Annotated in this window: 28 protein-coding genes; 10 read left to right on the top strand and 18 right to left on the bottom strand. The window is 60.2% G+C overall.

Going from position 1 to position 24,762, the window contains the following annotated elements; all coding sequences use genetic code 11:
• Window positions 1–2 precede the first annotated feature (2 nt).
• The 12 genes from I5L03_RS02525 to I5L03_RS02470 form a co-directional block, all read right to left on the bottom strand.
• On the bottom strand, window positions 3–359 hold the full coding sequence (locus I5L03_RS02525) for a HesB/IscA family protein (RefSeq protein ID WP_197920119.1): 357 nt from the start codon (window positions 357–359) through the stop codon (window positions 3–5).
• On the bottom strand, window positions 359–898 hold the full coding sequence (locus I5L03_RS02520; RefSeq protein ID WP_197920118.1) for an SUF system Fe-S cluster assembly protein: 540 nt from the start codon (window positions 896–898) through the stop codon (window positions 359–361). Before I5L03_RS02520 ends, I5L03_RS02525 begins: the two co-directional genes overlap by 1 nt.
• On the bottom strand, window positions 898–2,082 hold the full coding sequence (locus I5L03_RS02515) for an aminotransferase class V-fold PLP-dependent enzyme (protein ID WP_197920117.1): 1,185 nt from the start codon (window positions 2,080–2,082) through the stop codon (window positions 898–900). The genes I5L03_RS02520 and I5L03_RS02515 overlap by 1 nt, the downstream gene beginning before the upstream one ends.
• Window positions 2,079–2,837: a SufD family Fe-S cluster assembly protein gene (locus I5L03_RS02510; RefSeq protein ID WP_197920116.1), complete on the bottom strand. Its 759-nt coding sequence runs from the start codon at window positions 2,835–2,837 to the stop codon at window positions 2,079–2,081. The genes I5L03_RS02515 and I5L03_RS02510 overlap by 4 nt, the downstream gene beginning before the upstream one ends.
• Window positions 2,834–3,160, bottom strand: coding sequence for a hypothetical protein (locus I5L03_RS02505; RefSeq protein WP_197920115.1), 327 nt, complete (start codon window positions 3,158–3,160; stop codon window positions 2,834–2,836). The genes I5L03_RS02510 and I5L03_RS02505 overlap by 4 nt, the downstream gene beginning before the upstream one ends.
• On the bottom strand, window positions 3,157–3,540 hold the full coding sequence (locus I5L03_RS02500) for a hypothetical protein (protein WP_197920114.1): 384 nt from the start codon (window positions 3,538–3,540) through the stop codon (window positions 3,157–3,159). Before I5L03_RS02500 ends, I5L03_RS02505 begins: the two co-directional genes overlap by 4 nt.
• Window positions 3,540–4,292: a Fe-S cluster assembly ATPase SufC gene (gene sufC / locus I5L03_RS02495; RefSeq protein WP_197920113.1), complete on the bottom strand. Its 753-nt coding sequence runs from the start codon at window positions 4,290–4,292 to the stop codon at window positions 3,540–3,542. The genes I5L03_RS02500 and sufC overlap by 1 nt, the downstream gene beginning before the upstream one ends.
• Window positions 4,292–4,786, bottom strand: a complete 495-nt coding sequence (locus I5L03_RS02490; RefSeq protein WP_197920112.1) for a DUF559 domain-containing protein — start codon at window positions 4,784–4,786, stop codon at window positions 4,292–4,294. The genes sufC and I5L03_RS02490 overlap by 1 nt, the downstream gene beginning before the upstream one ends.
• A 192-nt stretch (window positions 4,787–4,978) precedes the next feature.
• Complete coding sequence (sufB, locus tag I5L03_RS02485) at window positions 4,979–6,490, bottom strand: Fe-S cluster assembly protein SufB (protein WP_234034996.1); 1,512 nt, start codon at window positions 6,488–6,490, stop codon at window positions 4,979–4,981.
• On the bottom strand, window positions 6,487–6,909 hold the full coding sequence (locus I5L03_RS02480) for an SUF system Fe-S cluster assembly regulator (protein WP_197920111.1): 423 nt from the start codon (window positions 6,907–6,909) through the stop codon (window positions 6,487–6,489). The genes sufB and I5L03_RS02480 overlap by 4 nt, the downstream gene beginning before the upstream one ends.
• A gap of 370 nt (window positions 6,910–7,279) precedes the next feature.
• A complete protein-coding gene (locus I5L03_RS02475; protein ID WP_197920110.1) occupies window positions 7,280–8,146 on the bottom strand; it encodes a helix-turn-helix domain-containing protein in 867 nt (288 codons plus the stop codon).
• A gap of 64 nt (window positions 8,147–8,210) precedes the next feature.
• On the bottom strand, window positions 8,211–10,028 hold the full coding sequence (locus I5L03_RS02470; RefSeq protein ID WP_197920109.1) for a DUF885 domain-containing protein: 1,818 nt from the start codon (window positions 10,026–10,028) through the stop codon (window positions 8,211–8,213).
• A 312-nt stretch (window positions 10,029–10,340) separates the two neighbouring features.
• On the opposite strand from I5L03_RS02470, the gene I5L03_RS02465 reads away from it, so the two are divergent.
• The 4 genes from I5L03_RS02465 (at window position 10,341) to I5L03_RS02450 (ending at window position 16,662) form a co-directional block, all read left to right on the top strand.
• Window positions 10,341–11,384: a quinone-dependent dihydroorotate dehydrogenase gene (locus I5L03_RS02465; protein WP_197920108.1), complete on the top strand. Its 1,044-nt coding sequence runs from the start codon at window positions 10,341–10,343 to the stop codon at window positions 11,382–11,384.
• A gap of 10 nt (window positions 11,385–11,394) precedes the next feature.
• Window positions 11,395–13,110 (top strand): gamma-glutamyltransferase, encoded by a 1,716-nt coding sequence (gene ggt, locus I5L03_RS02460; protein WP_197920107.1) that lies wholly within the window; start codon window positions 11,395–11,397, stop codon window positions 13,108–13,110.
• A gap of 106 nt (window positions 13,111–13,216) precedes the next feature.
• Entirely contained in the window at window positions 13,217–15,016 is a 1,800-nt protein-coding gene (locus tag I5L03_RS02455) for an AMP-dependent synthetase/ligase (RefSeq protein ID WP_197920106.1), read from the top strand.
• A gap of 104 nt (window positions 15,017–15,120) precedes the next feature.
• Window positions 15,121–16,662 (top strand): hypothetical protein, encoded by a 1,542-nt coding sequence (locus I5L03_RS02450; RefSeq protein WP_234034995.1) that lies wholly within the window; start codon window positions 15,121–15,123, stop codon window positions 16,660–16,662.
• An 84-nt stretch (window positions 16,663–16,746) separates the two neighbouring features.
• Here the strand turns inward: I5L03_RS02450 and I5L03_RS02445 are convergent, their stop codons facing one another.
• The 3 genes from I5L03_RS02445 to I5L03_RS02435 form a co-directional block, all read right to left on the bottom strand.
• A complete protein-coding gene (locus I5L03_RS02445) occupies window positions 16,747–17,274 on the bottom strand; it encodes a hypothetical protein (RefSeq protein ID WP_197920105.1) in 528 nt (175 codons plus the stop codon).
• A gap of 365 nt (window positions 17,275–17,639) precedes the next feature.
• Entirely contained in the window at window positions 17,640–18,626 is a 987-nt protein-coding gene (gene thiS, locus I5L03_RS02440) for a sulfur carrier protein ThiS (RefSeq protein ID WP_197920104.1), read from the bottom strand.
• A 21-nt stretch (window positions 18,627–18,647) separates the two neighbouring features.
• Window positions 18,648–19,016 carry a MerC domain-containing protein gene (locus I5L03_RS02435; RefSeq protein WP_197920103.1) on the bottom strand — a complete coding sequence of 123 codons (369 nt, stop codon included), beginning with the start codon at window positions 19,014–19,016 and terminating at the stop codon, window positions 18,648–18,650.
• Window positions 19,017–19,131: 115 nt separating this feature from the next.
• Here I5L03_RS02435 and I5L03_RS02430 point away from each other — a divergent pair, with 115 nt between their 5' ends.
• The 5 genes from I5L03_RS02430 (at window position 19,132) to rpsI (ending at window position 22,460) form a co-directional block, all read left to right on the top strand.
• A complete protein-coding gene (locus tag I5L03_RS02430) occupies window positions 19,132–20,187 on the top strand; it encodes a COX15/CtaA family protein (protein WP_197920102.1) in 1,056 nt (351 codons plus the stop codon).
• Window positions 20,184–20,519, top strand: coding sequence for a divalent-cation tolerance protein CutA (gene cutA, locus I5L03_RS02425; RefSeq protein WP_197920101.1), 336 nt, complete (start codon window positions 20,184–20,186; stop codon window positions 20,517–20,519). The genes I5L03_RS02430 and cutA overlap by 4 nt, the downstream gene beginning before the upstream one ends.
• A gap of 13 nt (window positions 20,520–20,532) precedes the next feature.
• Complete coding sequence (locus I5L03_RS02420) at window positions 20,533–21,273, top strand: hypothetical protein (RefSeq protein WP_197920100.1); 741 nt, start codon at window positions 20,533–20,535, stop codon at window positions 21,271–21,273.
• 183 nt (window positions 21,274–21,456) lie between these two features.
• Window positions 21,457–21,936 (top strand): 50S ribosomal protein L13, encoded by a 480-nt coding sequence (rplM, locus tag I5L03_RS02415; protein WP_197920099.1) that lies wholly within the window; start codon window positions 21,457–21,459, stop codon window positions 21,934–21,936.
• Window positions 21,936–22,460 (top strand): 30S ribosomal protein S9, encoded by a 525-nt coding sequence (rpsI, locus tag I5L03_RS02410; protein ID WP_197920098.1) that lies wholly within the window; start codon window positions 21,936–21,938, stop codon window positions 22,458–22,460. Before rplM ends, rpsI begins: the two co-directional genes overlap by 1 nt.
• Window positions 22,461–22,549: 89 nt before the next feature.
• Here the strand turns inward: rpsI and I5L03_RS02405 are convergent, their stop codons facing one another.
• From I5L03_RS02405 to I5L03_RS02395, 3 genes are all read right to left on the bottom strand, one after another.
• A complete protein-coding gene (locus I5L03_RS02405) occupies window positions 22,550–22,942 on the bottom strand; it encodes a response regulator (protein ID WP_197920097.1) in 393 nt (130 codons plus the stop codon).
• A gap of 84 nt (window positions 22,943–23,026) precedes the next feature.
• On the bottom strand, window positions 23,027–23,884 hold the full coding sequence (locus tag I5L03_RS02400) for a metallophosphoesterase family protein (RefSeq protein ID WP_197920096.1): 858 nt from the start codon (window positions 23,882–23,884) through the stop codon (window positions 23,027–23,029).
• Between the two features lie 66 nt (window positions 23,885–23,950).
• Window positions 23,951–24,229 (bottom strand): hypothetical protein, encoded by a 279-nt coding sequence (locus I5L03_RS02395; RefSeq protein WP_197920095.1) that lies wholly within the window; start codon window positions 24,227–24,229, stop codon window positions 23,951–23,953.
• A 231-nt stretch (window positions 24,230–24,460) separates the two neighbouring features.
• Here I5L03_RS02395 and I5L03_RS02390 point away from each other — a divergent pair, with 231 nt between their 5' ends.
• The gene (locus I5L03_RS02390) at window positions 24,461–24,760 is read left to right on the top strand and encodes a UrcA family protein (protein ID WP_197920094.1); all 300 of its coding nucleotides are present in this window, start codon (window positions 24,461–24,463) and stop codon (window positions 24,758–24,760) included.
• Window positions 24,761–24,762: the final 2 nt, after the last annotated feature.

Below are 24,762 nucleotides of genomic sequence, written 5' to 3'. Positions count from 1 at the left end.
GTTCAGACCATAAAGCTTTCGCCGCAGCCGCATGCGCCCTTGGCATTCGGATTTTCGAATACGAAGCCAGCGGTGAAATCATCTTCCACCCAGTCCATGACGCTGCCGACAAGGTAGAGTACGCTCGCGCCATCGATGTAGAATGTGCCGCCCGGCGTTTCGATCTTCTCGTCGAAGGCGACTTCTTCAGTGATGTAATCGACCGAATAGGCGAGGCCTGAGCAGCCCCTGCGCGGAGTGGAAAGCTTCAGCCCAATCGCGTCCTCGGGGGCCTTCGCCATCAGGTCGGCGACGCGCTGTTCGGCAGAGAGTGTCAGCTTGACGGCGGCGGGAATTTCGCGAGTCTTCGTATCAGCCATCAGAGCATTCCCAGTTCGAGGCGCGCTTCGTCCGACATCTTGGACGGATCCCATGGCGGATCCCATGTCACCACGACTTCGGCATCGCGCACGCCGGGCAGGCCCATCACGCGCATTTCGATTTCATTCGGCATCGTCTCGGCCACCGGACAATGCGGCGTCGTGAGCGTCATGGTGACGACCACGTCGGAATCATCGGAGACCTCCACATTGTAAATGAGGCCGAGGTCATAGATATTCACCGGGATTTCCGGATCATAAATGTCCTTCAGCGCATCGATCACCGTCTGGTGCAATTCGCCGCCCGGCTCACCCGGAGCCACGCCTTCGGGCTTTTTGGCGAGAAAGCCATCGAGATAATCGCGCTTGCGCTCCAGCTTTGCGCCTGCGGTTTCCTTTACGTCCTCTTCCGAGATGTGATCGGGCAACGGCGCATCTTCCACACGGGCGCGCGGCGGCTTTTCGACGACCTGCTCGGTCGGCGAAGGAGCCGCGATGTAGTCTTTCTCGTCGCTTGGCGCTGAATCGTGATTATCCATCAGCCGAAAATCCTTTTGGTGCGTTCGATGCCGCGAATAAGCGCCGCGACGTCCTCTTCATCTGAATAAATGCCAAAGCTGGCGCGCGCGGTGGCGGGAATGCCGAGCTTTTCCATCAGTGGCTGCGCGCAATGGTGGCCCGCGCGGATCGCCACATTCTCTTCATCCAATATGGTGCCCAAATCGTGCGGGTGAATACCATCGATCAGGAAACTGACGATCCCCGCAGACTCTTCGGGCCCATAAAGCGTCACATCGTTCATCGCGCCAAGCGCATCGCGCGTTTGGGCAACCAGCCGCGCTTCGTGTGCATGGATGCTTTCCAGCCCGATATTCCGCACGTAATCGCAGGCCGCGCCGAAAGTGATGGCTTCGGTGATGGCGGGCGTTCCGGCCTCGAAGCGTTGCGGTGCGGGCGCATAAGTTGTCCGGTCGAACCCGACCTGATCGATCATCGCGCCGCCGCCTTGCCAAGGTGGCATGGCATCGAGCAGTTCCGCCCTGCCCCACAGCGCGCCAATCCCGGTCGGGCCATATAGCTTGTGTGCCGAGAGGGCATAGAAATCGCAATCGAGCGCGGCTACATCGACAGGCATGCGCGGTACAGATTGACACCCGTCGAGAAGAAGCTTTGCGCCGACACTGTGCGCCAACTCTGCGGCGCGCTCGGCGTCAAGGACTGACCCCAGCACATTGGAGACATGCGCGAAGCTCACCATCGTGTGTTCGCGTGTCAGCATGGCTTCGGCAGCATCGAGATCGATCTGCCCGTCGTCGGTCAACGGGCACACATCGACCTGCCAACCCGCCAATTGCCACGGAACGATATTCGAATGATGTTCCAATTCGGATAGCAGGACCCTGCCCTTATCCGGATAGGAGTATGCGACGAGATTGATCGCCTCGGTCGCACCGCGCGTGAACACGACCTCGCTGTCATCTGCACCGATCAGCGCAGCAATTTTGCGGCGCGCCTCTTCATAGCCCAGGGTCATTTCGGCAGAGCGCGAATAGACACCCCGATGCACGGTGGCGTAATTCTCACCGAGAGCGCGCGCCATCGCGTCGATCACGGCCTGCGGCTTCTGCGCGGTCGCGGCGCTGTCGAGATAGTGCCAAGGCGCGCCGTCTGCGGTGATGAGGCCAGGGAAATCGGCTTTGCGGGATAGTGTTGCAGTGCTCACAGCTCAGCCTCATCCAGCTTGGCGAGCGCCTGTTCCATCATCTCTTCGCGCAGCCCGTCATCGGCCAGCTCGACGAAAGCATCGCCGATAAAGGCTTGCACCAGCAGTTTGCGCGCGACCTTGGGCGGCAGGCCGCGGCTGGCCATGTAATAGCCCGCCATTTCATCCATTTGGCCGATTGCGGCACCGTGTGCGCATTGCACATCGTCGGCATAAATTTCGAGTTCAGGCTTGGTATTCGCCGTTGCGCCCTTTTCCAGCAGGATGGCCCGAAAATTCTGCGCCGCATCGGTTTTCTGCGCATCGCGCACGACTTCGATCCGGCCTAGGAAATTGCCCGTCGCCTTGCCCCAATGGACCGCGCGGACCGTCTGGTTCGACGTGCCATTGGGCTCTGCATGGATTGTGCGGGTGACGAATTCCTGCGTCGCCTCGCCGCCGCCAATCGTCACACCGCCAAATTCGAAATGCGCGCCATCGTGCAGCGTCACTTCGACTTCGGTGCGACGATAGCTGTCTTTGTCGAGAATGGCGAAAGCTTCGAGACGAGCACCCTTGCCTACGGTCACGCGCAGGCGTTCGACGGCGCCCTCACCGGTAGCGAGTATCTCACACCGGGTCTCGCCAGCGGGAACCTCGATTTCGCTCCACGTCTGCATCGCTTCAGGCGCAGATTCGGCAAGAAACTTGCCGTCCGAATATCGCCAATCCTCGTCGCGATTTGTGGGCCTTGGGAGAGTTGCAGTGTCGGTCATTGCCGTTCCTCAATCAGCCGCTGCCGAAAATCGGCGAGCGTCCGGCTGCGATGCGTGCGAACGCATTCTTCGATGGCGGCGCGATCATCGCCGTTTTCGCGCACGCAATGGGTGGTGGTGCGGCACAGCCGGCTATCGATGATTTCGCTGCCGCTGGATGCAGAGAGGCTGCAATGCCAATTGCCTTCCCGGTCCTGCCCGACATTCACCTCAATCGAGCGCAGGCGTTCCGCCATGACCAAGATCTGGTTCTCGACTTCGGCGGGAACCTCCTGCGCTTGAAGCGGCGATGCGAGCAATGCGAGTGCGAGCAGATTTGTCACGATTGCGCGCGCTCCCAAGCCATGCGGGTGAGTACTGCGTCTTCGTAGTCCTCTGAACATGGTCCGACGCTTTGCGCGAGTTCGTTGATGCGCGCATTCAACTCGCGGCGCGGCAGGTCGAGATCGGCGAGCGCCTGGATCTGCGGATCGACCTGCATCATGCAATAGCGCAAGGCATCGCAGCGCACATTATCTAGCGCCTCATCACCGGTGCTCACTTCCACGTCGCAGAGGAACACACCGTCGCGGCGGCGGACGTCGATGGTGGAGCCGCCAAGTCGCTCGGCCATGACGCGGATTTCTTCCTGCACTTCAGGCGGTGGCGGCGCGTCCTGCGGTACGGTCGCGGCCTGCGCCAGCAAAAGACTTAAAAGCAGCATCAGGCGTCCTCCTTCATGACGGCATCATAGCCTTCTTCTTCAAGGCGATGCGCCAGTTCGGGGCCGCCGGTCTCGACAATGCGACCCTTGGCGAGGATGCTCACCTTGTCCGGCTGCACCACATCGAGCAGGCGCTGGTAGTGGGTGATCAGCAACACGCCCTTGGCGGGATCGCGCATGATCGTATTGATGCCTTCGCCCACGACGCGCAGTGCATCGATATCGAGGCCGCTATCGGTCTCGTCCAGCACGGCGAACTGCGGGTCGAGAATGCCCATCTGCACCATCTCGTTGCGCTTCTTCTCGCCGCCCGAAAAGCCCACATTCACATTGCGCTTGAGCATATCCATGTCGAGTTTCAACAGCCCGGCCTTTTCCTTGGCGAGCTTCAGGAATTCCCCACCCGACAGCGGCTCTTCCCCGCGCGCCTTGCGCTGGGAATTGAGCGCTTCGCGCAGGAACTGGACATTGGAAACGCCGGGAATTTCGACCGGATACTGGAAGCCCAGAAACATGCCCGCAGCGGCCCGCTCATGCGGATCCATGTCGAGCAGGTCCTTACCATTGAACGTCACCGAACCGCCGGTCACTTCGTAACCGGGGCGGCCGCCCAACACATAGGCGAGCGTCGACTTGCCCGCGCCATTGGGCCCCATGATGGCGTGGATTTCGCCCGCCTCGACCGTGAGGGTCAGGCCGTTGAGGATTTGCTTGCCGTCAATTTCGGCGGAGAGGTTTTCAATTATCAGCATTAGTAGCGTTCTTTCTGTCCGGTTTTGCGCTGGGCGAAATGCTCGCGCCTAGCTTCGGCCTTGTCGGCAATACGCAGGCGCATTCCGGCGGTGATGCGCTTCAAAACGTCGTCCATATTCTCGAGAATATCCGCGGCCTTGAGGTGCATCACCTTGATGCCGACGCTTTCGAGGCTCTTGTCGCGGCGGCGGTTGAGCTTCTCGTCATCGCCTTCCTCATCGATCACGATAGCCATGCCGAGGATATGGCAATTGAAATCGACGATCGCGCTGCCGACAACGGCGAAGCGCTTGAAAGTGTAGCGACCAAGGTCAGCCTTGGCGAAACGCTCGGCCAGCGCCTTGTGCGCAGGGCTCGCATGCCGCTTCATTTCGCGCGCACGATCATGCAGCGCATCGAGCCGCTTTTCGCTGATTTCCCAGCCGCGGCCCTTTTTTTTGAGCTCAGGCGCTTCGGCGGTGTCGCGGACTTTAAGGGTTTTCCGCTCAGTCACGTTGGCCTCTGAAATGGCGATAATAATTAAGAATAAGCCCTGCGACTGCACCAATCCCTATGATCAGCGAAAGCAACCTAAGCCCGGACCCAGCACTATCGCCAGTGTCCGGGCCAAAAATGCCCAATCCAAGAAAAATAGCTGCGACTAAAGCGAGAAAAAGTCGCTGTTCTTCTGCGTGACGCCTGCCCATCATCCCACACTCCCCTCGAGCGAAATAGCCAGCAGCTTCTGCGCTTCAACGGCGAATTCCATCGGCAGCTCCTTCAGCACGTCCTTGGCGAAACCGTTGACGATCAGCGCCACGGCCTCTTCTTCGTCCAGCCCGCGTTGCATGGCATAGAACAGCTGGTCGTCGGAGATCTTGCTGGTGGTCGCCTCGTGCTCGATCTGCGCGGTGGGGTTGCGCACCTCGATATAGGGCACGGTGTGCGCGCCGCATTCGCTGCCGAGAAGCAGGCTGTCGCACTCGGTAAAGTTGCGGCAGTTCTCGGCATTGGCGGCAATCGCCACCTTGCCGCGATAGGTGTTGTTGCTTTTGCCCGCAGAAACACCCTTGGAAATGATCGTGGAGCGGGTGCCGCTCGCATTGTGGATCATCTTCGTTCCGGTATCGGCCTGCTGGTGATTGTTCGTCACGGCGACCGAATAAAATTCGCCGACCGAATCCTTGCCGTTGAGCACGCATGACGGATATTTCCACGTCACCGCAGAGCCGGTTTCGACCTGCGTCCAGCTGATCTTCGAGCGAGCGCCCTGGCACAGGCCGCGCTTGGTGACGAAATTGTAGATTCCGCCCACGCCTTCGCTATTGCCCGGATACCAATTCTGGACGGTCGAATATTTGATCTCAGCATCTTCCATCGCGACCAGTTCCACCACGGCAGCATGCAGCTGGTTCTCATCACGCATGGGTGCGGTGCAGCCTTCGAGATAGGAAACGTAAGACCCCTTCTCGGCCACGATCAGCGTGCGTTCGAACTGCCCTGTATTCTCTGCATTGATGCGGAAATAGGTGCTGAGCTCCATCGGGCAACGCACGCCTTCCGGGATGTAAACAAAGGTGCCGTCCGAGAAGACCGCGCAATTGAGCGTAGCGAAGAAGTTATCCTTCTGCGGCACGACCTTGCCGAGCCATTTCTTCACCAGATCGGGATATTCCTTGATCGCCTCGCTGATGGACAGGAAGATCACACCTGCTTTTTTCAACTCCTCACGGAAGGTGGTGGCGACTGAAACGCTGTCGAACACCGCGTCGACCGCGACCTTGCGCGCACCTTCGACGCCGGCGAGCACTTCCTGCTCGGCAATCGGAATGCCCAGCTTGTCGTAAACCGCCTTTATCTCCGGATCGAGTTCGTCGAGCGATTCAAGCTTCGGCTTCTTCTTCGGCTCGGCGAAGTAATAGGCATCCTGATAATCGATCTCGGGATAGCCGAGCTTGCCCCAGTCGGGCTCCTCCATGGTCTGCCACAGGCGGAAGGCTTTCAGTCGCCATTCGAGCATCCATTCCGGCTCACCCTTTTTCGCCGAGATAAAGCGCACCGTATCTTCAGTGAGGCCTTTCTCTGCGAATTCGGTTTCGATGTCCGAAGACCAGCCGTGCTCATATTCCGCCGCTTTTGCAGCGGCTTCCTTGGCTTCCCGGTCTGTTTCTGGAGCATCCATTTCGGAGCGATCCTGGAGTTTCACATAATCAGTCATGCGACTTCGGTTTCCTGTGTTTCTGTTCGCGCCAGTTGTACCAGCGAAATATCGGCGAGCGCGCCGCGCAGGGCTGCGTTCACGACGGGCCAATGCGGCTTCACCGCGCAGTTTTCTTCGACCGCGCATTCGCTGCCCGTGACGCAAGGCGTGAGCGCAATCGGCCCTTCCACCGCCTCGACAATGTCAGCCACGCTGATCGCTGCAGCCGGACGCGCCAGCTGCAAGCCGCCTCCTGCCCCGCGTGTGGAGCGCAGCAGGCCAGCAGCGCTCAGCTTGCTGACCACCTTTTGCACTGTCGGCACCGGCAAGCCCGTCTCGCTCGCCAGCTCACTCGCGCTGGTGCGCCCGCCACCGCAATGGCGCGCAGCCGCACTCATGGTGACGACGGCGTAATCGGCAAGATTGGACAGGCGCATGGCTTGCGAGCGATTCCTAATTGGACCAAATTGTTCCGATTAGCCATCTATGCGGAAAACTGGCGGAATCAAGCCATTTCCCCTTGTTGCGAGTCGTTAGCATTTTTGTCTTCCGCACGCCCATCCGGGCGCGCGTCCTCGGTGCTATTCGCTCCGGCGGGACTTCGTTCCGCCTGCGCGGCACCTGCGGGCTTCGCGGTTGCTCGCTGTCGCCTGCCTACGGCTGGCGATCATTGCGATCCCTTCGATCGGTCTTACGGAGTTCGCTCGGCGACCAGCCGAGGGCAAGGCCGAACGGCCGCCCGCAGCGGGCGCGCAGCGAAGCGGAGCGCGTCTAGCGAGGACAAAGGCGCGGATGCGCCTTTGTGGTTTAGAGAGCCCGAAATTTCTGCAATCGGTCGAAATTCTTCATCTGCAGCAGGGTTTTCAAGATCGGCTGCCCTGCTCCGCCGAGCCGCGTCGGCGTGTGGCCGCAATAGCGGCGGATTTCGCGCACCATATGCGGCTGATCGTAGAAGGCTTCCGCGACAGCCGCCGCCTCGGCATCGGACAGGCCCTCTTTTGCCAGGATCGCAGCCGAACGAATGGCGCGAAATTTTCGGGCAACAGCCGCTGGCGGAAGACCGAAAAACCGCTCCACAAGCCGCTCGGCCTGACGGCGCGAGTAATTGAGGGTTGGAAACAAATCCTCGATATCGGGATTAAGCGCGCTACCAAGCCATGAGATTGTCTGTTCGATCAGCTTTTCATGCTGCGGCGACACAGATCCCAGGCGGGCGGCCAGCCAATCGCCGACGGCATCACACGCAGCCTCAGGCTCCAATTGGCCCAAAATATATTGCGCGCTCACCTCCTCGCCAAAAGCAAATGCCTCCTCGCCCAGGAGTTCCGCCGCAGGGAAATAGCGATCGATGTGGTCGCTGGCCGCCTGCCCGGTCAGTGCCGCCCAGCCGAGCGGCGTGAGACTCGCGCCGATTGCATGCCACGGGCCTCGCATGCGGAAACTCGCGGCCTTCGTCATCCCGGCATGTAAATTGGCCTTGGCGGTGACAGGCTGCGTGCCCGCATCGAAACAAATCTCTCCCGTGCCGCGCGGAAAAATATTGAATTGCGCGAGCGCTCCCGAAACCGAATCCTCGGTAAGATCGGCTTCGGTAGCGAAATGGAACAGCACGGTTATGTGCCGTTTCAAACTCTCCGGCGGATCGTAATAGGTGAGCGAAAAGGGGCGCGCCATTACGCGGAACCCCCATCCCGCGTCGGATCACCGGACGATAGCGACACGTCTCAATTCCGCTGCATCACCGTATTTCCGAAGCGATCCAGTCGTCGACCTGTTCTTCAAGGATATCGAGCGGCACCGGGCCATTTGTCAGCACCACTTCATGAAACATCCGGATGTCGAAATCCTCACCCAGCTCGTTTCGCGCACGTTCGCGCAGCTCCATGATCTTCAGCTTGCCGATGGTATAGGCGGTCGCTTGGCCGGGATATACAAGGTAGCGCTCGATCGCCTTGCGAATATCGCCATCGGGGTTGGGCGTATTTTCGGTGAGGTAAGCAATGCCCTCCTCCCGGCTCCAGCGGTGATGGTGCATGCCGGTATCGACGACGAGGCGGCAAGCGCGCCACAGCTCCATGCCGAGCCGCCCGAAATCGGAATAGGGATCGGTGTAGAACCCCATCTCCTTGGGCAATTCTTCGGAATAGAGGCCCCAGCCTTCAGTATAGGCGGTGAATCCGCCAAAGCGCCGGAAAGGCGGCAGGTCGCCAAGCGCCGTCTGGATAGAGCGTTGCATGTGATGGCCAGGAGAAGCCTCATGATAGGCGAGTGCTTCCAGCTCATTCCGGCTCATATCGCGCAGATTGTAGAGGTTGACGTAATATCGTCCGGGGCGTGAGCCGTCCGGCGCGGGGCTCTGGTAAAACGCCTTTCCTGCGCTTTGCTCGCGAAAGGCTTCGACCGGTTTTACTTCCAGCTCATGTTCGGGAAGCGTGATGAAATATTCGGGCAGGCGCTCATCCATTGCCGCGATGACTGCATCGACCTCGGCCAGGTAATCTTCGCGGCTGGTGTGGAAGAAGCGATCATCGGTTCGGGTAAATTCGAAGAACTCCTGAAGAGTCCCTTCGAAACCGACCTGCTGCATGATCGCGCGCATTTCGCCGTGGATCCGGTCCACTTCGTCAAGGCCGATCTGGTGGATTTCATCGGCACTGAGATCGGTCGTCGTGTAATAGCTCAGCAGCGCATCGTAATATTCGGCACCGCGTTCAAAGCGCCAGATGCCGTCTTGCGTCGGCGCATAGGCCTGCTGACGCAGCATTTCGGAGCGCAAGCGGCCGTAGGCGGGGGCGGCGAAGGATGACCACGCCGCTTCTGCATCGGCAATCAGGGCGGCGCGCTCATCTGCGCTGATGTCAAGGTCCGACACTTCGCTGCGAAAATCTTCGAGTACGGCATTGTCCAGCCCTGCATCGAGCAGATTGGTAACGTCCGAGAGAACGTAGGGGTAAACCCAATCAGGCGGCATTACGCCATTATCGGCACGCGTCGCGGACCGGGCGATCAGCGTATCGAGATAAGGGCCGATGCCCCCGATCCGATCGATGTAAGCGCGGGCATGATCTACATTCTGCACAGCATGCGTGTTGATGAGAAAGGCCGGGATTCCGCTTTGCGCGCCGCGCATCTGATCGAAAATGTAGTCATACTCGCGGAAAGGGTAAAGCAGTTCGGATCGCGCATTGGTCGCTTCGAACAGGCGATAGGACAGTGCCTCCTGCCCTTCCAAATCGCCGAGATCGTAGCCGCTGCGCATGCGGGCGAGGAAAGAAAGGCGCATGGCGCGCTGCGCCTCTTCAGCTTCGGCGGACGGATCATTCCAGAGGCCGTAATCCTCGTCCCGGATTCCGCGATAGGATTTTGTTTGCGGCGATAGCTCAAGCAGCGCGCTGTCGTACAATTCGAAGAAGCTGTTGATGTCCGACGGGACGGTTGCCTCTGCCGATACCGGCGGAACGGACGCGGCGCTTTGCGGCATCGGGCTTGCGGCACAGGCCGACAGGGCGAGCGTGCTGGTGGCAAGGGCAGTGATGCGCAAAAGCTTGGCTGTCATGGGCGGCGATCCTTCTCTTATGGCGATGCATCGCATCTAAGAGAAACTCCGCAGCCTGCCAATAGCCGAGCAGCGGGAGCAAGGCGCAAAAAAAGGGCGGCCATCCGCAGATCGCCGCCCCTTGGAGTGGAGAACTCGTAACGCCAGGCGTTCCGAGCCCTTCGGGTCGCAAGTGTTGCATGCACCCCAAATGTTACATTGAATTGTAAGAACGCGACATAATATCACATGATTATGCCTCGCTCCGCATTTTCTTGCGGGACAACGCGTGCGGGATTGCTTTGGTTGCCGTTTCGCTGCCATGGGCGATGCATGCTTTACGACATCATCCGCCCGGCCATTTTCAAGCTCGATGCAGAGCGCGCGCATGGCTTGACGATCGCCGCGTTGAAAGCCGCTCCGCGAAAGGCTGCACCCTCATCTGGCGGCAAGCTGGGCGTTGAAGTCGCAGGCCTGCGCTTCCCCAATCCATTGGGAATGGCTGCCGGTTTTGACAAGAATGCCGAAGTGCCCGACGCGCTTCTGGGCCTCGGCTTCGGCCACGCGGAAGTTGGCACGATTACCCCCAAACCGCAGGCAGGCAATCCGAAGCCGCGCCTCTTCCGCTTGGTCGAAGACCAAGCGGTGATCAATCGCATGGGGTTCAATAATGGCGGCGCGCAGGACGCGCTTAAACGGATCAAGGCGCGAGCCAATCGCCGCGGCATCATCGGCATCAATATCGGCGCGAACAAGGACAGTGCGGACAGGATCGCCGATTATGCGCTGATGACGCGGCTGATGGCGCCGCACGCTTCCTACCTCACCGTCAATATTTCCAGCCCCAACACGCCGGGCCTTCGCGCATTGCAGGATGAAGGTGCTTTGATCGGCCTTCTGGACGGGGTGATCGAAGCGCGCGCTTCGGTCTGCGGTGGCAAAGCTCCCCCCATTTTCCTCAAAGTCGCGCCCGATCTCGAGCCAAGCGACATCGATGCCATCGCGCGCATTGCGGCAGACAAGGCATTGGGCGCGCTGATCGTTTCCAACACGACCATCGATCGTCCACCGCTTTACTCTGCGCATGCGGGCGAGACAGGCGGACTGTCTGGCGCTCCGCTGAAAGCGAAGGCCTTGCAGCGCGTGCGTGATTTTCGCGCGGCTACGGGTGGGGGCATCCCCCTTATCGGAGTTGGCGGTATCGCGACGGCTGAAGACGCATGGGAGCGCATTCGGGCAGGCGCCAGCTTGGTGCAGCTTTACAGCGCCATCGTCTATCGTGGGCCGGGCATCGCCAAGGACATCTGCACCGGGCTGGAAAAGCTGATGCGGCGCGATGGCTTTGCCACCATTGCCGAGGCGGTCGGAAGCGAATAGCAAGCGAGACATGAAAGCCTCACGTTTACTCTTTGCCCTTTCCGCTCCCCTGGCCTTGGCCGCATGCCAGACCGGCGAAGAACCTCGCCCGGCAGTTTCTGCACAGGTGCCCACCACCCCCGGAGTCGTCAGCACGGCGGATCCGCGTGCGACCGAAGCGGGCGTCGAAATCCTGCGGCAGGGCGGCAGCGCTACCGATGCATCAATCGCCGTGATGCTCGCACTGACCGTCGTCGAGCCGCAAAGCTCCGGTATCGGCGGCGGCGGATTCTTCCTGCATCACGATGCCAATGGCGAGCTCATCACCATCGATGGCCGCGAGACTGCGCCTGCTGCTGCCGGTTCCGATTGGTTTCTGGACAGCGAAGGCGAGCCGCTTGGCTATCGCGAGGCTGTCATCAGCGGCCGCTCTGTAGGCGTTCCGGGGAACATCGCGCTCGCAGCGGAGGCCCACGCGGCCCATGGCGAACTTGAGTGGGAAGCGCTGTTCCAACCCGCCATACGCCTCGCGCGAGAAGGCTGGGAGCTTACCCCGCGCTTCGTGAATTTTGCCGAGCGTGTGCAAGAGCGCGCCGCGCATCAGGCCGAAGGTGCGGCGCTGTTTTTCGATGATGATGGCAATATCCTCCCTGCCGGGACGCGGGTCACAAATCCGGAACTGGCACAAACGCTGGAAGCGATAGCGAGCGCCGGGCCGGAGCATTTTTACGAGGTGATGGCGCAGGGCCTGGCGGAGCACATCGCCGCCAACACGCCCGGTGACGCGGCCATGACGCCAGCGGACATCACTGGCTACTCCGCCACCATGCGCGACGCACTTTGCGGCACTTATCGCGATTATCTGATCTGCTCCATGGGCCCGCCATCCTCCGGCGCGACGACGGTGCTCGCGATCCTCGGCCAGCTTGAGCGGTTCGATATTGCCGGGATGGGTGCGGACAGCGTTACCGTTTGGCATCTTTTCGCCGAAAGCCAGCGCCTCGCTTATGCCGACCGGGAGCTTTACCTTGCCGATCCGGACTTTGTCCCGGTCCCGGCGCAGCAGCTGGTCGACCCGGTCTATCTGGCGGCTCGCAGCGAACTGATAGCACCCGACATGCGCATAGCAGAGCCGGAAGCGGGCGTGCCCGCCGGGGTGATCCAAGCCTTCACTGACGGAGACGAGCCTGAGGAGCATGGCACAAGTCATTTCTCCGTCGCGGACTCGGCAGGCAATGTGGTCAGCTGGACTTCCACTATCGAAGGGCCGTTCGGATCGGGCCTGATCTATGGCGGCTTCTACCTCAACAATGAGCTGACCGATTTCAGTTTCCGGCCCGAAGTGGATGGCGCGCCCGTCGCCAATCGCGTCGAAGGAGGCAAACGGCCGCGCAGTTCCATGGCGCCAACCATCGTTTTCGATATGGATGGCAATCCGGTCCTCACCATCGGCGCGGCGGGCGGAGGCACGATCCCGGTGCAAGTCGCCAAGGCACTGATGGGCTATATCGATTGGAGCCTTTCCGCGCAGGACGCGATCGCACTGCCCATGCTCTATTCACCCGGCGATACGATATCGCTGGAGGAGGATAATGTCGTTCCCGGCCTGCCGGAAGGTCTGGAAGCGCTCGGCCACACGGTGAGGACGCGCAGCCTGCCGTCAAAAGCGAATGCCGTTGAGTGGTCAGGCGGGCGCTGGATAGGCGCTGCCGATCCGCGCAGCGAGGGAACATCTGCCACCCAATAGGGATAGATCATGTGAAACGGGGCAGGCTTGCCCAGCATGGGCGGGGCGCGTAATCCGTCCCGCAACGAAAATTCGCCGGGAAAACCCGGTGCAGGAGAGATGCCGCGTGTTTTTGAACGATATCGATAATGCCCAAAATCTCGTCAGCCTGTTTCTGAAACGGGCCGATGAAAAAGGCGATACGCCCTTTCTCGGTTTCAAGGGCGAAAGCGGCTGGGAAACCATCTCCTGGGCGGAAGTCGCGCGGCGCGTCTGCCTGATGGCGGAAAATCTTCGCGAAATGGGCCTGCATGATGGCGACCGGGTCGTGATCGTCTCGGAAAATCGCCCCGAATGGTGCATCGCCGATCTGGCGATCATGGCGGCGGGCTGCATTTCCACCCCTGCTTACACGACAAATACCGAACGCGATCACAGCCATATCCTGGACGATTCGGGCGCACGCGCCATCATCGTATCCAACGCCAAGCTCGCCAAGCCGCTTTTCCCTGCGATTATCAAGACCGGCAAGGCTGAGAATGTCATCGTGATCGAGGGCATTTCCACCGCGCAGTCCGGTGCATTCAATTTGCACAAATGGGACAACATGCTGGCAGGCGATGCCGATGCAGCGCGCGCCGAAGTCGATAAGCGGATTGGGCTGATCCAGCGCACCGACACCGCCTGCATTATCTATACCAGCGGCACCAGCGGCGCCCCGCGCGGCGTATTGCAGCCCCATGGAGCGCTGTTGTGCAATATCAGCGGGGCGGCCGAAATCCTGATCGAGGATTTTGGCGTGGGTGAGGAACGCTTTCTGTCCTTCCTGCCGCTCAGCCACTCCTATGAGCATACAGGCGGGCAATTCCTGCCGATCAGCGTGGGTGCGGAGATTTTCTATTCCGAAGGTCTGGAAAAGCTCGCCAGCAATATCGAGGAAGTGCGCCCGACTTTCATGGTCGTCGTCCCGCGACTGTTCGAAGTGCTCCGCACTCGCATAATGAAGCAGGTCGAAAAGCAGGGCAAAGTCGCCAATTACCTGATGGACAAGGCGCTGCAGATCGCGTCTCGGGAAAGCGAGATGGGCCGCAAATCGCTGATGGACCGGCCGATGGACATGATCATCGACCGCACGCTGCGCCCGAAAATCCGCGCGAAATTCGGTGGGCGAATGAAGGCGATGGTCTCGGGCGGTGCGCCGCTCAATCCCGAAGTCGGTAATTTCTTCGAAGCGATGGGTCTCACCATGCTCCAAGGCTACGGGCAGACCGAAAGTGGCCCCGTGGTCAGTTGCAATCGGCCCAAGGTCGGCCTGAAAATGGACACCGTCGGTCCGCCGATGCGCGGCGTCGAAGTGAAAATCGCCGACGATGGTGAAATCCTGGTACGCGGAGAGTTGGTGATGACCGGCTATTGGCAGCGCCCCGAAGATACGGAGCGGACGCTCGAAGGCGGCTGGTTGCATACAGGCGATGTCGGCCATCTCGACGAGAAAGGCCGGATCAAGATCACCGACCGCAAGAAGGATATCATCGTCAACGACAAGGGCGATAATGTCGCGCCACAAAAGCTGGAAGGCATGCTGACCTTGCAGCCTGAGATCAGCCAAGCGATGATCGCAGGCGACAAGAAGCCGTATATGGTCGCACTGATCGTTCCCGATGCGGAATGGGCACTCGAATGGGCCAAAGCGAACAACATCCCTTTCGATATGAAGGAATTGCAGGAACTGCCCGCTTTCCGCAGCGCGATGAAGGCCGCGATCGACCGGACCAATCAGGATCTGTCCGTGATCGAAAAGGTTCGCAAATTCACTTTTGCCGACGAGCCATTCTCGGTCGATAACGATCAGATGACCCCGACGATGAAGATCCGCCGGCCCTTTATCACAAAGGCTTATGGGGATCGGCTTGAGGCGCTTTATTAGGGGTTTTCGCAGCATCCTAAACCGATTTTTCATCCTGACCTGACATAAAGGTCCGCATTGGGGTCGGCGTGACCGTACCCCGCGTGAAATGTCAGGGATTTGAAATGTCGATGCGTATTGCGGCCGCTCGCGGTTGCCCGAAGCTTATCGCCGGACTGCTCCTTTCCACATCCGCACTGGCCGCTTTGCCAAGCATGGCGTCGGCGCAGGATATGACGGTTGAAGACCGACTGGCGGCTCTGGAAGAGCGGCTCGGCCAGCTTGAAGAAGAGAATCGGGAACTCCGCGAGCAGGTCGATGCTGCGGAGCAGACCGCCATCGTCAGCGCTCCGCCAGTCGTGGCGCCAGCACCCGCGCTTGCTCCTGTCGAAACGGTGCGTGGCACTGAGGACCGCGATCTGATCGGCGTGAACAGCACCTATGCTTTCGCGATGCTCGATCACACCGAGAACATAACCACCCGCCCGCTGGTGCAGCTGGAAGCCCAGCGCGATGGCCTGCTGGATAGCCGCGTGACGCTGTCGGGCCAGGTAACTGCAATCGCCAACTATCAGCGCAGCGATACGGACGATAAATTCGGCTATCTTATGCGCCACCCGACAAGCGTGAACCAGCTAGGCGACAATGTGTCCGAAGCTGTGCTGCATTCGGTCTCGCTCGCATTCACCGCCAATGTCGCGCCGCGCGTGACCGCCTATGGCGAGCTGCTTTACGATCCGCAGCAAAGCTTTGGCGGCGGCACGATTACCTCGCTCACCCGCAACCAGATCCAGCTGCGCCGCGGCTGGATTATGTATGGCGATCTCAACGAAACGCCCGTCTATGCGCTGATCGGCAAGATGGATGTGCCATTCGGGTTGAATGACACGGTGAGCCCATTTACCAATTCGACCAATTGGCACGCCTTTGCAGCTCTTGCCTATGGCGCGCAGGTAGGCTTTGTGTCGGACGGTTTTCACGTCCGTGCAATGGCGGTGCAGGGCGGTGCGCAGTTCCGATCAGCCAATGTGCCTGTGCAGGGCAGCTCCACCCCGTCGCGCCTTAACAATTTCGCGGTGGACGCGCGCTACACGCTCGATCTGGGCGGATATGGTAACAATCTGATGGTCGGCGCGAGCTATCTGCACGGCACCGCCTATTGCCAGGGCTACCCGGTCTTCCATTTCAACCCGTGCCAGGACAATAATCCCGGCATCGCGGCCTATGCGCGGCTGGAATATGGCGATCTTGAGCTCTTGGGCGAGTACGCCGAGACCACCCAGGTCTGGGAAGGCACGCAGGTGCCCAATCCGATGAATCCGTTGAGCGTGTTTGAAGCCTTTGCGCCAAGCGCCCTGACCATCGGTGCGCGATATGGCTTTGGCCCTCGCGGCGCCAATTCGCAGCGCCCGATCCAGTTTTCGGCTGAATTTTCGCGCTTCCTTGCCGGCCCTGAAGGCGCCCCTTGGCGTCGGCAGAACCAGATTGTGGCGGGCCTTTCGTGGCAGCCGCTGGCGAATGTGAACCTGTTCGGCGAGTTCATCCATGTGGATGGATTTGTGCCGCTGAACTTCCTTTCCGGCGGCAATTTTCCCGATGGGAGCACGTGGTCTGACCCCGACGTTGATACGGACGTCGTGCTGGTCGGCGCGCAGGTCGCTTTCTAGGGGTCCAGCTCTGAGCTACCGAAAGCGCCCGCTCGGCATGGGCCGGGCGGGCGTTTTTCATTCTCTCGCTAGTTTGATTCGGCCCTAAGCCGCAAGCTGGTCGACCTTTTCCGGGAAGAACCCAGGCTCGCGCGGTGACCATGCAGGCGCGGTCGCCGCCGATTCGCTCAGGCTCTGCAGCAGCATCTTGCGGCGTTCCGGACCGATCTGCGGCAAAGCCGCAGCACCGCAGAACGCCGCGGGAAGGAACGGGCGAACCGCCGCGCCGAGCAGCCGCTCATACAAAAAACGATAGGCCGAAAAGCTATCGAGCTGGCCAAGCGCAATGTCCTGCGCAGAGATACGCACCAGCGCACCGAGAAACTGCTCGACCCCGTCAAAACCGACTGTGCCCGGAACGCAGCCGCGCAGTTGGCGCAGCTCACGATAGGCGAGATACTGGCCGCGGATCGAGCGCTGATCGTCCGCCGTGCGGCTCCAGGTCTTGAACGCATCGCCCCGGCCCATGCCGATATCCAAAGCCCGCTCGATAAAACTGCGCTCGTTTTCGGTGAAACCGGCGAACTCGCGCATTTCAGCAATCGTCAGCGAGGCAGTTTTCGCTTTAGCCATGACAGGCTCCCCATGTTGAAGCCTGACAATCGCGCAGTATGGTTAATTTTTGGTGTGAGGTGAGTGAAAGGACTGGTCAGCCAATCGGACCGCGCAATCTTTGTTTTGCGAAAGCGCATCCGCGCTTTCGTCCTCGCTAGACGCGCTTCGCTCCGCTACGCGCCCGCTGCGGGCGGCCAGTCGGCTTTGCCCTCGGCTGGTCGCCGAGCGTGCTCCGCGACACCCTTCGACCGGAGTGCAGGGATCGCTGACCGTAGGTCAGCGACAGCGAGCGAACGCGAAGCCCGCAGGTGCCGCGCAGGCGGAACGAAGTCCCGCCGGAGCGAATAGCACCGAGGACGCCCGCCCGGATGGGCGGGCGGAAATCAAATGAGTCCCGCCAAGGGGCTGCTCGGATCGGCATATTTGCGCCGACCCATGCGGCCCGACAGATAGGCTTCTCGGCCAGCCTCCACCGCCAGCTTCATCGCGCGGGCCATGCGGATGGGGTCTTTTGCCTCGGCGATTGCAGTGTTCATCAGCACGCCGTCACAGCCCAATTCCATCGCGACGGCAGCATCGCTTGCCGTGCCGACACCGGCATCGACCAGCACAGGAACATTTGCCCCTTCCACAATCAGGCGGATTGTGACTTGGTTCTGGATGCCAAGGCCCGAACCGATTGGCGCGCCGAGCGGCATGATGGCCACCGCGCCTGCGTCCTCCAGCTGCTTGGCGGCGATCGGATCATCGACGCAATAGACCATCGGCTTGAAGCCTTCGTTCGCCAGCACTTCGCAGGCGCGGATGGTCTCTACCATATTGGGATAAAGCGTCTTGGCCTCTCCCAGCACTTCCAGCTTCACCAGATCCCAGCCGCCTGCCTCACGCGCGAGGCGAAGGGTGCGAATGGCGTCTTCTGCAGTGAAGCAGCCTGCGGTGTTGGGAAGGTAGGTGACCTTTTTGGGATCGATATAGTCCATCAAAACAGGCTGGTTGGGATCGGAGACGTTCACCCGGCGCACCGCCACGGTGACGATCTCTGCGCCCGCCGCTTCAACCGCAGCGGCGTTCTGTTCGAAATCCTTGTACTTACCCGTACCCACGATCAAGCGACTGTTAAAGCGATGCCCTGCCACTTCCCAGCTATCGTCAGTGTCACCCGATCCGCCGCCAACGAAATGGACAATTTCGAGTTGGTCGCCTTCGCTAAGTCGAGCATCATCCAAAGTGGAGCGCGGCGCGATTTCGCCATTGTGCTCGACCGCCACTTTGGCAGGCTCCAGCCCGAGCTCGCGCACAAGAGCGGCTATCGTTTCGGCAGAGGTGCGACGCGCGTCGCCATTCACGGTAAGAGAGATTTGCTGAGTCATCGCCAGCGCAGATAGCGCGTATCAGGCGTGACGCAAGTTGAGCATATGCCCGGCAGCGACAAGGCCCACACCGATCACGGTGAACACCGCCTCTTCTGCCCCATGCCCGACAGCCAAAGCACCACCCATGAAGGAAAGGCCTGTCATCGCAACGACGAAAGGCCCCGCGCGCCGATGACGGACTGCGCCAATGCCGATCGCAACTCCAGCCACCAGCGTGGCGAGCAGAAGACCGACACGATGGATGGCAGGATCGAGCAGGAAGGTTGCGCCAAGGCCAAGCCCGGCGACTAGGATCAGCCCCAGCACGCAATGCGTAACGCACAGCGCCGACAAGAAAATGCCGATGCGGTCTAATCTGCCGCGGACTGATGGGACAAGCTGCGCCATACGGAGCCATCTATGTGATGCTGTAACATTGCGCAAGGCTTTAAAGCGCTTTTCGTATCAATACCCGCCCTTGGTGCAGCTTGCGCTTTGCCAAAGAATGCGCAAATCGGCGCGCATGGCGTCTCAGGCAGAACCTTATTTCGCATCGGAAGCGGATGGCAGCACCATCCGTCCGCTCGCGCTGGCGAGCTGGCTGTTCAGCGTGGCCGTGTTGGTGCTGATCATGATTGCAGTGGGTGGCATCACGCGTCTTACCGAAAGCGGGCTTTCGATTACCGAGTGGAAACCCGTAACCGGCGCGCTGCCACCCCTAAACGAAGCCGACTGGCAGGCCGAGTTCGAGCTCTACAAGACCACCGGCGAGTACCAGAATGTCAGCGGACCCGCCGGGATGACTATGGCGGATTTTAAATTCATCTATTTCTGGGAATGGTTCCACCGCCTGCTCGGCCGCATTATCGGGCTGGCTTTTGCCATTCCGCTCGCATGGTTCTGGGTGAAGCAGGCGATCCCGGCAGGCTATAAGCCGCGGCTCGTGGCTCTGCTTGCGCTCGGAGGCCTTCAGGGTGCTTTCGGATGGTTTATGGTCCGCTCCGGCCTGTCGACCGAAATGACCGACGTTTCGCATTTCTGGCTTTCGATCCATTTGCTAACCGCGTTCCTGACGTTCGGCGGATTGATCTGGACAGCGCTCGATCTGCGTCAGCTTGCGCGAGGCAATGCCCGTCCCTCTCGGCTGACCGGGCTGACGATCGGAGTCGGCTTCATCTTCTTCCTGCAAATGCTGTTCGGCGCATGGGTAGCAGGGCTGAATGCAGGCCTTGCATCCAACAGTTGGCCGCTGATGCAGGGTCAGCTGCTGCCGAATATCAGCTGGGCAAGCGGCATCTGGTGGACGCTTACCCATGATCCTTTCTGGCTGCATTTCATTCATCGCTGGTGGGCATGGGTGGCGGCGGCCGCTCTCATCGTGATGGCATTTCGGACCAAGCCGCTTGATCGACGCGCTTCGATCGCGCTTCATGCGATGCTCGGAATCCAAATCCTCCTCGGCATTGCCACTGTCGTGACCGGCGTCGAATTGTGGATTGCCGTTGCGCATCAGGGCGTCGGCGCGCTTCTGGTGGGAGCTTATGCCTGGTCCGCGCACGTGCTTGGCCGCGCCGGATGAGCCGCGGCGTCGCGGCGATGATCTGGTGTCCCTTCCCGGACACAGATAGCGCTCGCACAGCTGCCTCAAAATTGGTCGAAGAGCGCCTTATCGCCTGCGGGAATATCATTCCGCAGATCGAATCGGTATTCCGCTGGAAGGGAGAGGTGGAAACGTCATTTGAATGCGGACTGCTGTGCAAAACGGATACGGTCCATCTGCAAAAAGCTGTCGCGCGACTGGAAAGATTGCATCCCTACGAGACGCCAGCCATTATGGGTTTTCCCGTAAGTGCGGCGGCACCAGCCACCCTTGGCTGGCTGGCCGAGCAATTGGGCGGGGACGGATCGTAGCGAGGAGGGCGCATTGGCCCAATGGCATCGGCGAGAAAGCTTGCGGCTCGCGCTCGCAGCTGCGCTTTCGGCTGGACTGACTGGCCGGACGGCTCTGGCGCAGTCTTCCGGATCGCACCTCATCGCACCTCCACGCGGCAGGATGCTCTATCGCCGCAGCGTAGCGCGTGATCTTGTCGATGGTCGCGAAGTACAAGTGGTGCGGACTTTCACCGTCGCATTCCGTGAGGATGGCGATGGCTTTCTCCTCGATGGACTGCAGCAAAGCGTTTCGGTTGAAGCGCCCGCCGCCCTTTCCCGCTTTGCAGAGCTGGAGGAATCGCGGGACGAAAGCGGATTATTCCCACTTGCGCTGACGGCATCCGGCCGAATCGCTTCGCCGCATGGCACCGGGCCACAGCAGGCTGAAACACAAGCGGCGGTCGATCATGCGCTCGAGCTTATGGCGCAGCGAAATCCGCCGCAGTCCGATCGTGAGCAGGTCGAGCAATATATCGGTGCGATCCATGCCGCCGGGCAGGGCATCACCGCGATCATGCCTGAAGATCTGTTCGCGCCAGCGGCTGAACCCCGAAGCACCAGCGAGGTGATTATCCTGCCCGATGGCAGTGAGGGTCGCGTTGAAACGCTTTTCGAAGCGGAGATGGACCGCGCGACCGGGCTAATGCGCAATGCGGCACGAGACATCGTAACCGCTATCGGAAACAGCCGCCGCACCACGCGGGAGCGGTGGACTTTAACGCCACTCACTTAAGCCAATTTAAGCTGGGGGTATTATTTTACCTCTCCGCTACACCGCAGATTTGCTTGACTTCGCGGGTCTAAAGCGACAAATGCGCACCTTCGCAACGCTTAGGCATCAGCGATTCTGCTTTGCAGGAAAGCAGCCGGACTAAAGCAGCGATCATTCGCACACGAATTACAGGAATCAAAAGCCATGAAGGCTCTGAGCAAGACCACCCGGTCGATCAAGCCGACCGAGGTCGAGAAAAAGTGGCACATCGTTGATGCCGAAGGTCTCGTCGTCGGCCGTCTCGCAACGATCATCGCCAACATTCTGCGCGGCAAGCACAAGCCGAGCTTTACCCCGCACGTCGATTGCGGTGACCATGTAGTCGTCATCAACGCCGACAAGGTGAAGTTCACCAGCAACAAAGCCGCCAAGAAGATCTATTACAAGCACACCGGCTATCCGGGCGGCTTGAAGGAAACTACTGCAGAGAAGGTTCTCGAAGGTCGTTTCCCCGAGCGCGTTCTCGAAAAGGCTGTTGAGCGTATGATCCCGACGGGTCCGCTGGGCCGCGCGCAGATGAAGAACCTGCACCTCTACAACGGCACCGAGCATCCGCATGACGGCCAGAAGCCCGAAGTGCTCGACGTTGCCTCGATGAACCGCAAGAACAAGGTGTCCGCATAATGGCTACCGAAGACAAGAACACCGCATCGGACCTGTCCGAGCTGAAGGACGTCGTGGGTGACGCTCCTGCCGCTGACGCTGCCGAAACCAATGTCGAAGTCCCCAGCACGCCGCTGCGCGAGCAGGAAATTGACGATCAGGGCCGCGCCTATGCAACCGGCCGCCGCAAGGACGCGACCGCTCGCGTCTGGCTGAAGCCCGGCACCGGCAAGATCACCGTCAATGGCAAGGATCAGGAAGTGTATTTCGCACGTCCGACCCTGCGTCTTGTGATCAACCAGCCGTTCGCCATCTCCGAGCGCGAAGAACAGTATGACGTGGTCGCCACCGTTTCGGGCGGCGGTCTTTCCGGCCAGGCCGGCGCTGTGAAGCACGGCATCAGCCAGGCGCTGACCCGCTACGAGCCGACGCTGCGTGCAGTGATCAAGGCCGCCGGCTTCCTCACCCGCGACAGCCGCGTGGTCGAGCGTAAAAAGTACGGCCGCGCCAAGGCACGTCGTAGCTTCCAGTTCTCGAAGCGCTAATTCGCTACAACCAGTTTCCTCGACGGAGGAAAATGCGAAGGGCGGCCCCCACGAAGGGTCGCCCTTTTTGCATGCGCTTTCGGAAGATGTCAGTGTTGGGTAGGCTGAACGGGCTCGCCGGCAGCTAAAAGAGCATCCACCTCGCTGAGCAATTCATCGATGCCCAGCGGCTTTGCCAGATAGCCGCGCGCGCCCGCACGGCGGATTTCGGCCTCATCCTGCTTCCCGGCAAAGGCCGTAATGGCAAGGATCGGGATGTGCTTCGTGTCAGGGTTCTTCTGGATCTTGCGGATCAGCTTGCGCCCCGAAACATGCGGCAGGTGGATGTCCATGGTGATAAGGTCGGGCGCAAAGCTATCGACGGCGTCAAGCACGTGCGCGCCATCGTCGACTACCATCAGCTGGTAACCGCGCTGCTTGAAGACCGCTTCGTAAAACATGCGGTTCAGCAGGTCGTCTTCGACTATCAAGACCTTGGTCATAACCTGCGTAGAATGCCCTACCTTGCCAAGGCGTTCCTTGCGATTGCGACAGGGTGCCGAATTTCAAAGGCCGGATGAGCCATTTTAGTGCTTTGGAGGGTCCGTTCGCGGCACTTTGTTGACGGGAGCGACTGGTTCACCGGGCTCCCTCGGTGGCATCGCATCTTCCGGCACATCGTCGATCATCATGTCGGATGTCGCCACATCGCCCAGCGTGCGCACCCGCACATCCAGTTGCTTTCCATCCCATCTCAGTTCGTTGAAGCTAGGGGGTGTGGAGCGAATCCGTTGCGATAACGTGCCCGCGCCAATCATGCGCACGCTGCCATTGCCGACATCTTCCATGATATCGAACGGATCATGGACGTGGCCCGACAGCACGCCGAGCACATTGCGCCGCGCCAATTCGCGCAAAGCTTTGGTGCCATTATGAGTCAATGCAGTCCCGCGCGTACCTGTCTCTCTGAGTGGATGGTGCACAGTCACCAGCGCGCGCATTCCGTCTGGCAGTGCGTCGAGCTGCATCAGGCATTCGGCGAGCGCTGAAGTGCTGATCCAGCCTTTCGACCAGTTCAGGCGCGGCTGCGCAGGGACATTACTGTTGAGGGGCACGAGCGCGAGGCCGGGAAGCTCGATCCGCCGTTCCACGACTTCGCGAAATGCTTCGAACCGGCCCAGCGGATTGAGATAGCGTGACGGCAGATAATAATTAGGCAGATCGTGATTGCCCGGCTCAACCGTAACAGGAACGGGCAGCGAATGAATCCACTTCTCCGCCGCCGCAAATTCATGATGCCGCGCGCGCATCGTCAGATCACCGGTGATCGCGACCGCATCGGGCGTCCGCTCGGCGATTTCTCTGCTGACCCAATCGAGCGCTTCATTGTCTTCGAGTCCGAAGTGAAGATCGGACAGGTGGAATAGGAGCTTGCTCTTCGACATTACCCGCCTGCGCTAGCAGTATCTGCCGTCGCTTCGCCAGCGCGAATGGCTCTGAAGCGCAGATTCCTAAAGCCGGCGGGTCACAATCGCCCAGGCCGCTCCCGCATTGATGAGCGAATAGGCAAGATAGGCCCACATCCAGCCGCTATGCCCTAAACGTACCGCATAAAGCGCGCCGCATAGCAGCAGGAACTCGAATGACAGGCTGACAGGCCGCAGGACGCGCAAAGCCTCGGGCGTCATATCCTGCACCATGCGATGTCCGCTTTCGATCACCGCACGGTGCGCGACGAAATTGGCGATGCCGAGCAGCGTGGTGAGGATGAGAGCGAACAGCGAAGCCATGATTCTTATCTGCCCAAAGGCGAGAAAAAGGGCAATGCGCACTTCGTAGGGCTAAAAATGTCGTTTGTCGGATGCCAGAATCGCTCGTCGACAATTGACGTCTTCCAATCGAGCTTGGCGCGCGAATCGAATGGGTCTGGCCTACATCCGTAATCGCACCGCAGCCGTTCCAGTCCCACCGGCTGCGGTGTGACCCTCCTACCGGGACGAGGAGGCAAAGGAAGGAGACCCATGATGAACCGTATATCCGCCATGGCTCTGGCCGTTGTCGCCACCGGCATTGTCCTCAGCCCCGCCATTGCATACGCCCAGGATGAGCGCACTGCGAGCATTTCCTACAGCGATCTCGATCTCTCGACCGAAAGCGGTGTCGCCGCTCTTGAACAGAGGATCGAGCGCGCCGCGCGCTACGTCTGCGGCCTCGATGATGTCAATCTCGGTACAAGGCTCCGGAGCCGCGAGGCGCGCCAATGCGTTAGCGAAGCTCGGACAAGTATTGAGGAAAGCCTCGCCGAGGTGATCGAACTTTAATT

Source organism: Aurantiacibacter sediminis (genome assembly GCF_016019885.1).
Classification (GTDB): domain Bacteria; phylum Pseudomonadota; class Alphaproteobacteria; order Sphingomonadales; family Sphingomonadaceae; genus Alteraurantiacibacter; species Alteraurantiacibacter sediminis.
Note: the sequence above shows the minus strand (reverse complement) of the source record. Positions and strands in the feature narration are given on the sequence as shown.